Source organism: Rothia sp. HMSC069C03, from assembly GCF_001811075.1.
GTDB lineage: Bacteria > Actinomycetota > Actinomycetes > Actinomycetales > Micrococcaceae > Rothia > Rothia mucilaginosa.
Map to the genome: position 1 here is coordinate 125,813 of NZ_KZ627138.1, position 15,903 is coordinate 141,715.

The 15,903-nt window shown below is 57.7% G+C and carries 9 protein-coding genes; 3 read left to right on the top strand and 6 right to left on the bottom strand.

Annotated elements, in window-relative coordinates:
• Positions 1–226: 226 nt before the first annotated feature.
• From HMPREF2779_RS06295 to HMPREF2779_RS06305, 3 genes are all read left to right on the top strand, one after another.
• Positions 227–1,936, top strand: a complete 1,710-nt coding sequence (locus HMPREF2779_RS06295) for an ABC transporter family substrate-binding protein (RefSeq protein ID WP_105361109.1) — start codon at positions 227–229, stop codon at positions 1,934–1,936.
• A gap of 331 nt (positions 1,937–2,267) precedes the next feature.
• Positions 2,268–3,974, top strand: coding sequence for an ABC transporter family substrate-binding protein (locus tag HMPREF2779_RS06300; RefSeq protein ID WP_049346618.1), 1,707 nt, complete (start codon positions 2,268–2,270; stop codon positions 3,972–3,974).
• A gap of 249 nt (positions 3,975–4,223) precedes the next feature.
• Complete coding sequence (locus tag HMPREF2779_RS06305; RefSeq protein WP_105361110.1) at positions 4,224–5,927, top strand: ABC transporter family substrate-binding protein; 1,704 nt, start codon at positions 4,224–4,226, stop codon at positions 5,925–5,927.
• A gap of 187 nt (positions 5,928–6,114) precedes the next feature.
• On the opposite strand, the gene HMPREF2779_RS06310 is transcribed toward HMPREF2779_RS06305, so the two are convergent.
• The 6 genes from HMPREF2779_RS06310 to HMPREF2779_RS06335 form a co-directional block, all read right to left on the bottom strand.
• Entirely contained in the window at positions 6,115–7,143 is a 1,029-nt protein-coding gene (locus HMPREF2779_RS06310) for a dihydrodipicolinate synthase (protein ID WP_233992303.1), read from the bottom strand.
• 227 nt (positions 7,144–7,370) lie between these two features.
• Positions 7,371–9,443 (bottom strand): glucose PTS transporter subunit IIA, encoded by a 2,073-nt coding sequence (locus tag HMPREF2779_RS06315; RefSeq protein WP_105361111.1) that lies wholly within the window; start codon positions 9,441–9,443, stop codon positions 7,371–7,373.
• Positions 9,444–9,971: 528 nt separating this feature from the next.
• A complete protein-coding gene (locus tag HMPREF2779_RS06320; RefSeq protein WP_105361112.1) occupies positions 9,972–12,530 on the bottom strand; it encodes an HAD-IC family P-type ATPase in 2,559 nt (852 codons plus the stop codon).
• Positions 12,531–12,771: 241 nt separating this feature from the next.
• On the bottom strand, positions 12,772–13,542 hold the full coding sequence (locus HMPREF2779_RS06325; protein ID WP_105361113.1) for a heme ABC transporter ATP-binding protein: 771 nt from the start codon (positions 13,540–13,542) through the stop codon (positions 12,772–12,774).
• Positions 13,539–14,618 (bottom strand): FecCD family ABC transporter permease, encoded by a 1,080-nt coding sequence (locus HMPREF2779_RS06330; RefSeq protein WP_070685259.1) that lies wholly within the window; start codon positions 14,616–14,618, stop codon positions 13,539–13,541. Before HMPREF2779_RS06330 ends, HMPREF2779_RS06325 begins: the two co-directional genes overlap by 4 nt.
• The gene (locus HMPREF2779_RS06335; protein WP_105361114.1) at positions 14,618–15,781 is read right to left on the bottom strand and encodes a heme/hemin ABC transporter substrate-binding protein; all 1,164 of its coding nucleotides are present in this window, start codon (positions 15,779–15,781) and stop codon (positions 14,618–14,620) included. The genes HMPREF2779_RS06330 and HMPREF2779_RS06335 overlap by 1 nt, the downstream gene beginning before the upstream one ends.
• Positions 15,782–15,903 lie beyond the last annotated feature (122 nt).

Consider the following 15,903-nt stretch of genomic DNA (forward strand, 5'->3'; position numbering starts at 1 on the left):
CGGGTTCAGGCGCTGAACCCGTGATTTTTAGACGGTGTATAGTTCTTCCACGGATTGGACTGTGGTCTGCGTCGCTTCTTTTGGGGGTATACTGTGTTTCAACCACAAACAATGTGGGGGCTCTCACAAAGGTGATGGGCGGGAGCTTCGGCGCTCCCGAAAAATCGGCGCACAACACGGTGCGCTTATCGAATAGCACCTGAGCCCTCCGGTATGAGGAGAATACATGACTCATCTACGTATTAATCGCCGTACCCTGCTGACCGGCACCGTTGCCCTGGGTACCGTCGGCCTGCTCGCTGCATGCGGCGGCGGCTCTGACAAGAAGATCAGCGGTAAGGCTGCATCAAGCACCGAGGAAATCGTCAAGAACCTCGAAATCAACAAGCAGGACCGCTCCTCCCTCAAGCAGGGTGGCGAGTTCCGCGCAAGCGTCTCCGCAATCGGCCCGAACTTCAACATTCTGACCCAGAGTGGCTACACCACCGCGAACCTCACCGCATTCGGTGGCCCCTGCAACATCCCCTCCGCTATCGGCTTCACCTCCCTGAGCCCCGCTGGCGAATACAGCCTCAATGACGACTACGTCAGCGACTACAAGGCTGAGACTGTTGACGGCGTTCAGACCATTACCTTCAAGCTCAACTCCAAGGCTGTCTTCAACGACGGCACCCCCGTTGACGTTGAGGCAATCCGCGCCGCGTGGACCGTCTACCGCAACCCCGATGACGGCTACAACGTCATCGCAACTCCCTTCTGGCAGCAGGTAGCGTCCATCGACCCCGTGGATGGCGACAAGACCCGCGTCAAGATCGTGATGACCAAGCCGATGTATCCTGCCGAGACCCTCGGCCTGCTCGGTCTGCACCCCGCACTGACCGACAAGGAGCTCTTCAACAACGGCTTCGTGAACAAGCCCATGGATCAGTACTGGTCCGGCCCCTTCAAGATTGGCGAGTGGAACTCTTCGGCTAAGACCCTCACCCTCGTACCCAATGACAAGTGGTGGGGCGAGAAGCCGCTGTTGGACCGTATCATCTGGCGTGAAATGGGCGACGAAGCAGAGCGCGCAGCATTCAAGAATGGCGAGCTGGACAGCATCGGCTTTGCTGGCCTGGCAACCTACAACGCCGTCAAGGGGCAGCCCGGTATCCAGATTCGTACCGGCCAGAGCCTCGGCGTCGTCAACCTTCAGTTCAACCCGACCCGCGTGACCGACACTGCCCTGCGCCGTGCAGTCTTCGCAGCGATTGATCGTTCCCAGCTGGCTAAGGTCAAGTTCGGCCAGATCAACTGGGAAGAGCCCCTGGCCGGCTCTCTGATTGCTATGCCCTTCCAGAAGGGCTACCAGAACAACATGCCGTCCAACCCCGGCGCCGAGGCTGCGGCAAAGATCCTGGAAGCAGCAGGCTACTCCAAGTCCGGCGACTACTACGCCAAGGACGGCAAGACTGCAGGCTTCTCCATCACCTACTTCGGTTCGGATGCAACCTCCCTGGCTCAGTTCCAGAACCTCGAGCAGCAGCTCAAGGCAGCGGGTATTAAGCTCGAGCAGGACAACCAGCCGCAGTCCCAGTTCAACTCCGTGATGGGTGCTAAGCAGTACGACTGCGCCTTCTCCGGTTGGGGCATTGGTGCTGACCCCGCCGACAGCGTTCAGTACTTCTACACCAGCGAAATTAACGAGGGTGTGGGCGATCCTGAGCTGGATAAGTACATTGCCTCCATTTACGAGAAGGAATCCCACGAGGAGCAGTTGAAGATGGCTGCTGAGGCTGAGAAGCAGCACATGGAGAAGGTTGCTATTTACTTCCCCTACGCTAACGGCCCCAGCTACGCAGCTGTGAAGGAGAAGCTGGCTAACTACGGTCCTTCCCTCTTCGCAACCAGCTACACCGACCCCAAGCGCTGGGTCAATGTGGGTTGGCAGAACTAAAGCCACATGTTAATTTTCTGGATTCCTATTCGGTAGTTTCTGAATTTTCGGAGGCGCCGGCATAAGACTCCGGAGGGCAAAGTCCCGCGGTATTCCGCCTCAGCGGCGGGGTACTGCGGGGCTTTTCTGTGTTTTTGATGGGGGGGTTTGTGGTGGGGTGGTTTCGGGGATTGGCTGAAATATTTTCCCTAAAACGGTGAACTAGGTCATAGTGCGTGGGAAATGTGTGTATACTAATCTCAATGCAAAATGTGCGTGCTGTCACAAAGATGTGCGGGTTGTGTTCCCCCGCGTACAAAAATTCAGCATCTCACCTAACCGAGGAAAACTAATGACCACTTTCACTCTCAACCGTCGTACCCTGCTCACCGGCACCGTTGCCCTGGGTACCGTCGGCCTGCTCGCAGCCTGCGGCGGCAACTCCTCCAAGAACGAAACCAGCGCTCTCTCTGCCGGTGACGACCTGTCCAAGGCAGTCTCCTACAACGAGAAGGATCGCTCCGCCCTCAAGGACGGCGGCGAGCTGCGACTGAGCGCTGATGGCATCGGCCCGAACTTCAACATCCTCAACACCAACGGCTACACCGCCGGTAACCTGAATATTCAGGCGGCTATCAACTCTGCCTTCACCGGCGGCTTCTACGCTGACTTCCGCGGCGAGTCGCACATGAACAAGGACTACGTCACCGAATACAAGGCGCAAACCGTTGACGGCGTGCAGACCGTGACCTTCAAGATCAACCCCAAGGCAGCCTTCAACGACGGTACCCCCATCGACGTGAACGCCGTCAAGAGCTACCAGACCATCTACACCGCCGCGGCATCCGGTTCGGACTACCAGATCACCCCCTCGCCCATCTGGGAACAGGTCGCAAGCGTCGAGGCTGTGGACGGCGATACCCGCCACGTGAAGGTCACCATGTCCAAGCCCTGGTACCCCATCGAAGGCAGCTTCACCTCGTTCCTGCACCCGGCATTCGCCGACCCCAAGTTCTTCAACGACGGCCTGAACGACAAGCCCCTCGACCAGTACTGGGCAGGTCCCTTCAAGGTCGGCGAGTGGAACTCCTCCTCCAAGGTGCTCACCGTCGTCCGCAACGAGAAGTGGTGGGGCCAGAAGCCCGCTCTTGAGCGCATCACCTGGCGTGAAATGAGCTCCCAGGCAGAGCAGGCAGCTTACAAGAACGGCGAAATCGACTACGTGGACGCCAGCACCCTCAGCTCCTACAACGAGCTCTCCGGCGTGGCAAACACCGACATTCGCAAGGGTAGCGCTCTCAGCGTGGGCAACTACGAAATCAACCCCGAAAAGGTGCCCCTGCCCGTCCGCCGCGCATTCGTTGCAGCCCTCAACCGTGAGCAGCTGCAGAAGCTGCGCTACGAGAAGCTCGGCTGGAAGGAAACCCTGCCCGGCTCCATGTGCATGCTGCCCATGCAGGAAGGCTACCAGGACAACTACCCGACCAAGCTCGGCAAGGACGTCGCTACCAAGATCCTTGAGGACGCAGGCTACACCAAGTCCGGTGACTACTACACCAAGGACGGCGCTAAGGTCTCCTACCCGGTCATCACCTTCGGTAGCGACCCGGTTGTCAGCTCCACCGCGCAGTTCCTCGTCCAGCAGATGAAGGAAATCGGCGTTGAACTGACCATCGAGAACCACGGTGCCTCTGAAATGTCGAGCATCATCTCCTCGAAGAACTTCGCGATTAAGACCGGTGGCTACGGCATCACCACCTCCCCGGTGGATGCGGCGAACTACTTCTACATCTCCGAGACCAACAACGGTCACGGTAAGGATCTGGACTCGCTGGCAGCAACCATGATGTCCACCGAGGACCCGAAGGAACAGCTCAAGATCATGAACGAGCTGGAGAAGCGCCACCTGGACGAGGTCGCCATCTACGTGCCCACCCACAACGGCCCGAACTTCAAGGCGTGCCGTAAGGGCCTGGCGAACTACGGCCCCATGCTCTTCGGCCTGCCCTACTACAACCCGAACGTATGGATCAACGTCGGTTGGGAGAAGCAAAACTAAGCGTTGAGCACCGCTCACACACTCCATAAGGGGTAAAAGCGCTACAGCGGCGTGTTACAAAAGGATTAAAACCTTCTGTAGCACGCCGCTTTCCCGTTCCTAAGAGAGTCGCACGGATATACTTAAAACAAATGTGGGCATTCTGCCCGCAACCCCGGCAGAGACTGTCCTCCCGCCGGGTTGGAGTGTGGGTTACGCACCGTTCGCGTACCGCCTCCACAACACTGCGAATACTCTAGGAGAAATTCCATGAAGAGCATGTCTGTCTCTCGCCGTACCCTCCTGACCGGCACCGTTGCCCTCGGCACCGTTGGTCTACTGGCTGCCTGCGGCAGCTCGAAGGAAAAGGTTGGCGGTAGCGCCGCTAACAACGCTGAAGATATTCTGAAGAACCTTCAGGTCAACAAGCAGGACCGTTCCTCCCTCAAGCAGGGTGGCACCCTGACCCTCGCGGCTACCGCCCTGGGCCCCAACTTCAACCTGCAGACCCAGAGCGGCTACACCTCCAGCAACCTGGACGCTCTGGCACCCTGCAACATCGCTGCTGTCATGGGCTTCTACACCATGAGCCCCGAAGGCGAAGGCACCCTCAACCCCGAGTTCTGCACCGAGCACAAGACCGAGACCGTCGATGGCGTGCAGACCGCGACCTTCAAGATCAACCCCAAGGCTGCCTTCAACGACGGCACCCCCATGGACGTGAACGCTGTTCGCGCCATGTGGAAGGTCTACCGCGCAGTCACCGACAACCCCTACCACATCACCGACAACACCATGTGGCAGCAGGTTGAAAGCATCGAGGCTGTGGACGGAGACAACTTCCACGTCAAGGTCACCATGAAGGCTCCGTACTACCCCTCCGAGGGTCTGTGCGCCTTCGCAATCCACCCCGCACTGGAAGACGTCAACCTCTTCAACGAAGGCTTCGTTGACAAGCCCCTCGACCAGTACTGGGCTGGCCCCTTCAAGGTTGGCGAGTGGAACTCCTCCCAGAAGGTTCTCACCCTGGTCAAGAACGACAAGTGGTGGGGCGAGAAGCCGGTGCTGGACCGCATCATCTGGCGTCAGATGGACTCCGAAGCAATCCGTGCAAGCTTCAAGAACGGCGAACTGGACGCCTTTACCTTCGTGGGCGCAACCAGCTACAACGCTGTGAAGGGCCAGGCAGGCACCGAGATTCGCCAGAGCCAGAACACCAACGTCAACATCATTCAGCTGAACCCCAAGCGCATCGAGGACCTGGCACTGCGCCGCGCAATCCTCGCTTCTGTGGACCGCGAGCAGATTGCTAAGGCATACTTCTCGCAGCTCGGCTGGACCGAGCCGCTGCCCGGCTCCATCATCGCAATGCCGTTCCAGAAGGGTTACCAGAACAACTACGCTGGTGACACCGGTGCACAGGCAGCTGGCAAGATTCTGGAGGCCGCAGGCTACTCCAAGTCCGGCGACTACTACGCTAAGGACGGCAAGGTTGCTGGCTTCGCGCTGACCTCCTTCGGTTCCGAGGCTGTCTACCAGGCGGTCTACCAGATTCTGGAGCAGCAGCTGAAGTCCGCAGGTATCCGCCTGAGCGCTGACAACCAGCCGCAGTCGAACTCCAACTCCGTGCTTGGCCAGAAGAGCTACGAAGCAATCTTCACCGGTTGGGGCGTTCTGCCCGACCTGGCTTCCTCGGCACCCTACTTCTTCACCACCGAGGTGTTCGGAGTCGGTGACCCCGAAGTTGATAAGCTCATCGAGAAGCTGCAGAACACCGAGAAGGAAGACGAGCGCATCAAGATCGCTAACGAGGCGGAGAAGCTCTACTACGAGAAGGTCGCAGTGTACCTGCCCTACGCAAACGGCCCGATGTACGCCGCTGTCAAGGCTAAGGTTGCGAACTACGGTCCGTCCCTGTTCAAGCAGAGCTACACCAGTGCTGACTACTGGGTCAACGTTGGCTGGCAGGAGTAGTACCGCTTGCGGTAACGCTCTAGCCGTCCTGTAGGACAACAGAATCCCGGGTGCTCTCATACAGAGAGTGCCCGGGATTTTTCTGTCCCGCTTGTTCTGCGTCCTTTAGCTGGATACATTAGCGGGATATGTAATTACAAAAACGAAGGGGAGGGGAACACCGCCCTAATACCGCCCTAACCGGTTGCTACCACTCACCTAGGTACAGGGCGCGCTCCTGCAGGTACCTCAACATCTTCGGGTTCTGCCGCAGATAGAAGATACGGTAAATGCCGCCTCCAGCAACAATGAAAGCCAGCGGGAACCCCAAAATCACGAGCACACGGCTCATATTAGCGGACAGGTCAAAAGGATCACCGCTGGTTGCCACCAGCACAATCCAGAGAGAATAGCCCACGCAGGCGAGCAGAGTGCCCCACATGCCGCGCACGAGCCAACTCACCAGCGTTACCGCAATGACCCACGCCAGTGCCAACGTGAACTGGTGCCGCTCCGCCTGAGCCCATGGGAGCGCCCCCACGTAAATAATTGCGGGGATGCCCAGGTACCCGGGGATATTCAGCGAGGCAAGAATGTTCACACAAAAATAGCCCAAGAAAATAGCGCTCAACGACGAGGACAGGAACAGGTGCAGGGGAATCATGCCGTCACCGCTATAGACGGCGGTCGGGCCAGCGTACACGGTTTCAAACATGAGGGTCAGCGGAGTCATCATGTACTCAATCCAGACGGCCAGCGCAAAGGCACCGAAAATGCCCAGAGCCTGCATCAGAGCAATCAACCGTGAACGCGCATCGTGAGGAATGGTGAAGCTCTGACCCTTAGCCTTGACGCCGCAGAGATGAACGACAGCTACCATTGCCGCGATGCACAGCACCCAGCGCACGAGGACCCCAGGCAGCTCAGGAAGACCTCCATAAGCCCTCGTAGCGGGGTCACCCCAGGCTCCGGGGAGCAGTGTAATAGCGTGAGTACCCTCGGGGAGGCTGGTGGAGGAAGCAAGCCGGTGCGGCTCGTAGATAACCCACCACAGAAGGCAGGCTGGAATCAGCGCGGAGAGCTTACGCAGCAGAACCGGGAACGGCGCTGACTCGTAGACGAGCGCCTCAAGATTGAGCCGGCGCATCAGCCGCCGAACAGGAGAAAGAGCGCGTAGCTCTTTTTGCTGCTCTTCCCACACCTCGGTATCCCATGTCCTAGTATCAGAAGACATCATCGTATTCCCTATCACTTGAGAACTTCCTTGTTGGGCGTATTCTTACACTAGCATAAATACCCCCCCGGCTAGTGCCTAAACCCCAGCAAACCCGGTCTAGCAAACCCTGTCCAAAGAACCAGCACATCAGGAAACAGGACATAAGGGAAAGGGGGTATAGAGGAAAGGGAGCATAAGGAAAGGGACCCCACCACAATGGTGGGGCCCCTTAGAGCTTAGAAAGCGAACTACTTAGTGGTCACCTTCAGGACAGTGCTCAGGTTCTGGTGAGCAACGCCCGGCAGACCCTTAACCTCAGCGAACTTGCGGGTGTTGGTCACAATAACCGGGGTAATTAGCGGGTAACCCGCCTCCTTGATAACCTCAGGATCGAACTCAATCAGAGCGTCGCCAGCAGCAACAACATCGCCCTTAGCAACCTTCACGCTGAAGCCCTTACCGTCCAGGTTCACGGTATCCAGACCAACGTGAATCAGCAGCTCAATGCCGTTCTCCAGCTTCAGACCCACAGCGTGGCCCGAGGGGTAGGTTGCAGCAACCTTACCGGCTGCAGGAGCAACAACAGTGGTACCGGTCGGCTCAATAGCCACACCCTCGCCCAGCTTGCCAGCAGCGAAAATCGGGTCCGGAACATCAGACAGAGCAACAGCAGTACCCTCAATGGGAGCGTGCAACTCAATGACCTCACCAGCGGAAGCAGCGGGTGCAGCAGCAGCGGTCGCAGTAGCGGCAGCAGCCGGAACAGCCTTAGCGGCAACAGCCTCCGCCTTAGGAGCGGCCTCAGCATCCTCAGCCTTACGCTCCGCAGCGTGCCTTACAGCGTCAGCCTTCGACTCATAACCAAACAGCAGGACACCGGTCATAGCGCCGAAGAACGCAATAGCCAGACCAATCACGTACAGGTAGGAAGGCTGCATAGCCGGAATCGACAGCAGCGAAGTGAACGCGAACGCGTAGGACTTAACGCCCAGGAAGGAAATGGTAGCACCACCAATAACAGCGGGAACCAGAATAATCGGGATCACGCGCTTGTAACGCAGTACCACACCGTACATCGACGGCTCAGAAATACCACCGAGCAGACCGGACATCGACGCACCGATAGCGGTCTGACGCAGCTCACGGTCATGCTTCGCACGGATAGCCACACCGGTGACCAGACCGAACACAGCGAAGTTGTATGCACCCATCGGGGACTGAATGAAGTCAGTACCCATGGTCTGCAGGTTGTTAATCATGACAGCGTTCAGCGGCCAGTGCAGACCCAGCGGAACCATGAACAGGTACAGGCCAGCAATCAGAGCACCAACCAGAGCCGGAGCAACATCGTTAATCATCTTCAGGAAGTCAGAGATGCCCATAGCCACACCGATACCGATGGGGCCAACCAGGAACGCGGTCACCGGAACCAGAATCATGACCGAAATCATCGGCACGAACACCATCTGCAGCATCGAAGGAATAACCTTCTTCAGGAAGCGCTCAAGCGGAGCCAGCAGAGCAACAGCTAGCAGCGGGGGGAAGACCTGGCCGGTGTAGCTGAATGCGTACAGCGGCAGATCCAGACCGAAGAACGGAACGTTCAGAACCTTGGTGGTCTTGTCAGCCAGAGCAGTCAGATCGGTGAAAGTACCGGTCATCAGTGCAGCGGGGATAGCCGCACCAACCCACATGTTCGCGCCCAGACGCTTAGCAGCGGTAGCACCCAGCATGATGGGCATGAAGTTCAGAACCGACAGCGAAGCAGCCTTCAGAATGTACCAGAAAGCGAACTGCTGCATCCACTGGGTGTTCAGAGCCTTAGCAGCCTCCGGGTCAGCCACACGAGCACCGTTAATGATGTCGATGTTCACGCTCTGACCGGTCAAGTCAGTGTACTGGCCGAAGAAGCCCAGCTGCTGCATGAACACAATCAGGGTCAGAATCATCGAGGTACCCAGAAGTGCCCACAGCAGAGGACGGAAGGAATCAGATAGAACGTCGAAGACGTTGGTAAGCCAACCGGACTTCTTGCCCTCAGCCTCAACCTTGGTGTCACCCTCAGTGTGACCAGCCATAGCGGGCAGAGCGTTGATCTCGTTGTACACGGCCTCAACGCGCTCGCCCAGAACAACCTGAGTCTGGCCGGACTGCTCAATCACAGAGAGAACGCCGGGCAGGCCCTCAATCTTCTTGTTCTGCACTGCATCGTTAGACACAGGAGTGACACGAAGGCGGGTTGCGCAGTGAGTAATGTGCGCGATGTTCTCGGGGCCACCCAGGCCGTCAAGAATCTTCTCGCCAAGTTCGCGGTTATTCACGATACTTCCTTAGATATGCGGTCAATGTCTATACGGTTGCTGCCGGAGGCTGTGCCTACCTGACGTTGCGGTAGCCGAGAAAGCCCCGGAAAACACGTCCAGAAAACACAAAAGACCCGAGTCTCTCGACCACCGGAAGCACTACACTCGTGCCCACTATGGAGCTTCGGTACAGCAAATAGAGGGGATTCTCGGCAGATATATGCTGCCGTCCCATACGGTGTTGAGTAACTCAGGTCTTGCCTGCCAAACCAGTAACAACCCTGAAGAAGGTTTCCCTTCTCAAATAGTTCCCTGTAACTCTAAGGGTTTTCCCAGGTTAAGAGCAAGGTGAGAGGCAAAAGCTATCAGAAGCTGTTAAATATTTCACCCAAGTGATAGATGGGACACACCCTCGGTGCTGCTAGTAGGAGTACTCCGGCTGGTTCCGGAACACTACGGAGGGGATGCTTGCGAAGACACGAAAGGGCCCCGCATCCACAGGATACGGGGCCCACACGCTACCGAAGCAGCTACCTTTCCGACTAGCTACTTAGTCGGGAAGAAATTTAGCGGAGCAACCTCCAGCTCAGGGTAATTACGCTTCTGCCAACGGCGATTACGATGCGCATTCACCTCAATCAGCGCGGCACCCAGAGCACCGGCACCCAGAGACGTCCACAGCAGATGCGGAAGCACAGTAACGAACTGGTGGTACTCCACCAGAATCGGCACGAACAGCGCCGCGAAGAACACCGCCAGCAACGCGCCAAACAGCAGAACACGAGCACGGTTGAACGGACGAGCCACCGCAGCCAAGTTCCACAGACCCATCATCACCAGGGTAATGAACGAAGCCGTCTGAATCTGACGGATATCCTCAACACCCATGCCGCGAGCCGTGAACGTCACCGCCAACAGCATCGCAACCACAATAATCGAGTTCGGAACCGTGTAATTCAGCACGCGGCGCAAGAAGCCCGGCACGTAACGGCGCGAATTCGGCAGCAGAGTCAACGCGAAGGACGACGCACCCACAATCAAGAAGTCCGCAGTCGAGTACTGACGCGGCAAGAACGGGAAGGTCAAACCGAAAATACTGAACAGAACACCCAGAAGAATCGCGAAACCAGTCTTCGTCAAGAACAGGTTCGCCACCATCTCAATGTTCGTAATGACCTGACGGCCCTGCTCCAACGCAGCCGGCAGAGACGAGAACTTACCGTCCAGAAGAACCAGGCGAGAAACAGCCTTCGTCGCCGGAGCAGCGTTACCCATCGCAATACCCAAGCTTGCATGCTTAAGCGCCAGAGCGTCATTAATGCCGTCACCGGTCATCGCCACCACATGGCCGCGCTCCTTCAGAGCAATCACCATGTTCTTCTTCTGCTCGGGCGACACACGACCGAAAATATTGTGAGTAACCGCAGCCTCAGCAAGCTCCGGACCGTCCTCAGGCAGAGTCGACGCATCAACCGCGCCCGCAGACGTATCCATGCCCGCAGTCTTCGCAGCCGCAGCTACAGTGAACGGGTTATCACCCGAGAAGACCTTCAGAGTCACACCCTGACGGTGGAAATACTCCACAATTTCAGGCGCATCCGCACGCACATTCTCACGGAAAATCACGAACAGAACCGGGGCAGCATCCGACGGGATCTTCTGGATTGGCTCATCCTTCTCATTGCGAACCACCGCAGAAGCATGCGCCAAAACCATCGTGCGCAGACCCAGCGCCGCCAGCTCAGCGGCACGCTCACGCTCAGCGGTGCCCTTGGCGAGAAGTGCCTCCGGAGCACCCAGAAGCCAAGCACCCGAATCCTTAAACTCAATCGCGCTAAAACGCAGCGCCGACGAGAACGGCACAATACCGCTCACCGAAGCCGAGGAAGCATCCGGGAAACCGCCGGTCAGAGCCGCCGCAGTCGGGTTCGCGTTCTCATCGTGACCGAACCACGCCAGCGCCTCATTCCAACCGGCGGGCAGAGAAGCACGCCAGGAAGTGTGCTCAGCCGAGTCAGCATCGGGGCCCTCAGCCTCAGCAACGGTGTCCAGCGGGCGCACCGAATCAAAAATCACGCCACCCTCGGTGAGAGTGCCGGTCTTATCGAAGCAGACCACGTCCACACGAGCCAGAACCTCAACCGCAGGCTGCTCCTGCACCAGGATGTTGTGTTTACGACCCAGCGCCACAGCCGCCGCCGCAAACGCCAGAGTAGTCATCAGTGCCAGGCCCTGCGGAATCATCGAAGCAACCGAAGACACCACCGCAATAGAAACCTGCTCCCACAGGTGGTTCTGCTGCACGGTCTCCAGGCCGCCAGCGGCCTGAATCTGACCCCACGACACCACAGGAATAATGACCGCAAGACCCACCGTAATCCAGCGGACCACACGGTTCAGTGCATCACGAAGCTCAGACTGAATACGCGAGAACTGACGCGCCTCATCAGAAATCTTGCTTGCACGAGAATTCGCACCCACGTGAGAGAGCAGGACGCGGCCGGTACCACCCAATACACTCGATGCCGACAGCACCATATCGCCGGGGCGCTTAGCAATCGGGTCGTTCTCACCGGTCAGCAGGGACTCGTCCAGCTCCAAAGAATCGGAGGTGAGCACAACAGCATCCGCCGGAACCTGATCGCCGCGCTTGAGGATGACAACGTCACCCTCAACCAGCTGCTCCATCGGAACCTCAACGCTCTTACCGTCACGCACGGCAGTAGCGGGGGAGCGGTCCAGCAGGGAGATGCGATCCAGCTCAAGCTTCGCCTTGTACTCCTGCACAAAACCAATCACCACGTTAGCGATAACAGCCGCCAGGAAGAGCAGATCAGCCCAACGCTGGTACATGATTACCACGGCACCACAGGCACCCAACACAAAGTTGAAGACCGTGAACAGGTGCGCACGCATAATGCTCCACAGCGTGCGAGAAGACTTATTATTCTGGGTATTGACCCTACCCTCAGCAGTCAGGCGAGCAACATCATCGCTGCTCAAACCGTGCTGGGCAATATCGAAAGATCCGCTATGCGGTGTTTCAGAATATTCGGGAATGTAGCCGGCAACGGCAGGCGCTGCCGTTTTCTGCTGAGGATCCATGCGGGGGTCTCTTTCTCGAATGGATGGAATGCTGAACTGAATAGAGTTCAGTATTGCGGACATTACCTTTCAGTGTATCCGTGCAGGAGGGGATAAAGATAATCTCCGCCCTGTAATGAACTAATATTTACAGCCATTCCAGAACGGAGATTTAATATATGCGAATACTGGCATATTTTGAGGTGGAAAGTGTTTGCGGGATGGTTCGCTAACGCCCCATAAAATCAGCGCGTCAGCAGAATCAACGCTCCGGCAGAATCAACAAACGATTCGTCACCGGATGCCTCAACACCTCAATCGGATGCTGATACACCTCAGACAACAACTCCGCCGAACACACCTGCTCAGGGGCGCCCGAAGCAACCACCTCACCACCACGCAACAACACCATACGGTCAGAATACGCAGCCGCCACATCCAAGTCATGAAGCACCGTCAACACCGCAGCACCCTCAGCAGCCAACTCTCGGCTCACCCGCAACGTCTGCTCCTGATGCGTAATATCCAACGCCGCAGTCGGCTCATCCAAAAGAATCAGCGGGGTCTGCTGAGCGAACACACGCGCCAAATGCGCACGGCCACTCTCACCACCGGACAGAGTCGTAATATCGCGATCCGACAAATGAGTCACCGACGTACGCTCCATCATCGAAGCAACCACTGCGTCATTCTCTTCAGCGCGCTCCGTGCCCTTCCACGGGGTGCGGCCCATCTGAACCACCTCATGCACCGTGTACGAAAACGCCACATTCAACTTCTGCAACAGCATCGCACGCTGACGCGCCATCTGACGGGCAGGAATTGAACCCAGAGGGGCGCCATCCAACAGAATCTCACCGCCACTGGGGGCAATATCACCAGCAATCACACCCAACAGAGTCGACTTACCGGCACCATTAGGGCCAATCAGCGACACAACCTCGCCCGCAGCAACAGACAAAGACACATCATTCAAAATCTGACGCCCACCAGCGTTAAAACACACACCGGACAGGCTCAACAATTCACTCACGAAGCACCTCCGCCCTGACCCAGGGAACGACGCAACAACACGAAGAACGTCGGGCCGCCCACCAAAGCCGTAAAAATACCAATCGGCAAATCAGCAAAAGGTACCAGCGTACGCGCACCCAAATCAGACAGCGCAATCAACAGCGCGCCGCCCAATGCCGAAGCCGGCAACAACACACGATTCGACGGACCCAAAATCATGCGCAACAGGTGAGGAATAATCAGACCAATAAACGCAATAATGCCCGCATACGCCACCGCAGCACCCGTCAACAAAGCCGTCGCCGCAATAGACACCGCACGCAGGCGCTCCACGTTCACACCCGAATGCTGCGCCGCACGCTCACCCAACGCCAGAACATCCAGCGAAGAAGCCATCACAAAACACGCCACCAAGCCAATCAGAATAACCGGCCACACGCTCGCCACAGCCTTCCATGTGGAACCGTTCAGCGAACCCATCTGCCAGAACACAATCTGATCGCGGCTCGTCGTATCAGCAATAAACATGAGGAACGCAATAATCGCATTCGCCACCGCAGTCACCGCAATACCCGTCAAAATCATCGACAGGACCTTCGCACGACCCGAAGAACGCGACAGGAAATACACCAGCGCAGTAGCCGCCAACGCACCCACAAACGCGAATGCAGGAGTCGTGAAAATACCGAAGAACTGCAGGTTCAACACAATCGACAAACACGCGCCAACCGCCGCACCTGAGGAAACACCAATCACGCCCGGCTCAGCCAACGGGTTACCAAACACCGACTGCATCACCGCGCCGGAGGTACCCAAAGCGGCGCCCGCCAGCACGCCCAACAGCACACGCGGGAAACGGATATTCCACAGAGTGCTATCCGCCAGCTGCATCGCCGGGTTCTCCGGTGCCAGGCCCAGGCGGCGGCCCACAGAAGCAACCACCTGATCAATCGGGATATTGTACTGACCCAAACCCGCAGACAGCACCATCACAACGCACAGCGCCACCGCCAAAAACGTAAACGTCAGACCGGCACGACGCCGACGCGAAGCGCGATAATCCCGCGCACCCGTAGCACTCTTCACGGCAGCCACTACTGGGCCCCCGCAGGAGTCGAGTACGCAGCCTTAGCCAGCGAGAGCAACACCGCCGGAGTATTCGGGCCATAGGACAGAATCTGGCCGTCGCCCATATCAATAATGCGCTTATTCTTACCAGCAGTCGTCTCACCCACACCCGGGCGAGCCAAGAAACCATCCAAACCGCCGGTGGACTTAATGCCGCCGCTCATGGTCAGAATGACATCCGGGTTCAGCTTCACCAGCGCCTCACTGGTCGCCGGAATAATATTCGTCGCGTTCTGCTCAGACGCCACATCCTTGCCGCCAATAGCCTGAATCAAATCGTCAGCGCCCGAACCCTTGCCGAGCACGAAGAACACGCCAGCGGTACCGCGCACGTACAGGAACGCGAACGACACCTGCTGTGTACCCTTCGGGGCGACGTCCTTGAGCACCTGCAGGGCATAATCCAGGTCCTGCTGCACGCGGGTAGCAACCTGCTCGCCCGCCTCCGGAACACCCAGTGCCTGCGAAACAGCCTTGAGCTGCGGAATGATCTTATCCATACGACGCTCATGATCGAAGACCACCACGGTCACGCCCGCTGCGCGCAGCTGATCCACAATCTCAATCGGGCCGTTGCTCTTATCCCACAGCACCAGGTCCGGGGAGGTCGCCAGAATCGCCTCAGCGTTCAGGTCGTGACCGTTCTGGGTCACCAGCGGCAGGTGAGCCAGCGACTGCTCCGTCGAGGAGGTGACACGGCCAACCAGACGACCGCCCAGGCCCAGCGCAATCATCTGCTGAGCCAGAGTGCCGTACAGGTCCAGTGCCAGCACACGGTCAGCGGACTTAACGGTCACCTCAGTGCCGTTGAAATCCTTGAACGTCACGGGGAAAGCCGGAGTGGGGGTATCGACCATCGGCTGAATTTCGGGGGTATCCGCGGCGCTATTGGGGCCGCGCAGAGCCTTCTGATCTGGGGCAATAGAAGAACGCAGCTGATCGGCAAGGTTCTCCAAAACGGTGCGGGTGCTCTGCTCATCCACCACAGCCTGCGAAGTACTTGAAGAAGCGGCAGGGTTATGAGTACCCACACCGCAAGAGCTCAGCAGGAACGCGGAAGTGATGGAGAACGCCGTATACTTCACTGCATCGCGGCGGTTCAGGGCAGAAGAAGAAAGGGAAGAAAACATCGTCGTCTCACAGAAAAAGGGAGCTAGAAAAACTGGGGTAGGCGCCGGGGTAAAACCTGGCACCTGAAGCGGGGGTGCAACGAAAATCTGCACCCCCGCATGGGCCGTGTCGGCTCACCGGT

Bases quoted from the DNA above. Each gene is read 5' to 3' on its own strand.
- HMPREF2779_RS06295 (WP_105361109.1), top strand. From the start codon at position 227: ATGACTCATCTACGTATTAATCGCCGTACCCTGCTGACCGGCACCGTT.
- HMPREF2779_RS06320 (WP_105361112.1), bottom strand. From the start codon at position 12,530: ATGGATCCTCAGCAGAAAACGGCAGCGCCTGCCGTTGCCGGCTACATT.
- HMPREF2779_RS06310 (WP_233992303.1), bottom strand. From the start codon at position 7,143: ATGATGTCTTCTGATACTAGGACATGGGATACCGAGGTGTGGGAAGAG.
- HMPREF2779_RS06335 (WP_105361114.1), bottom strand. From the start codon at position 15,781: ATGTTTTCTTCCCTTTCTTCTTCTGCCCTGAACCGCCGCGATGCAGTG.
- HMPREF2779_RS06300 (WP_049346618.1), top strand. From the start codon at position 2,268: ATGACCACTTTCACTCTCAACCGTCGTACCCTGCTCACCGGCACCGTT.
- HMPREF2779_RS06305 (WP_105361110.1), top strand. From the start codon at position 4,224: ATGAAGAGCATGTCTGTCTCTCGCCGTACCCTCCTGACCGGCACCGTT.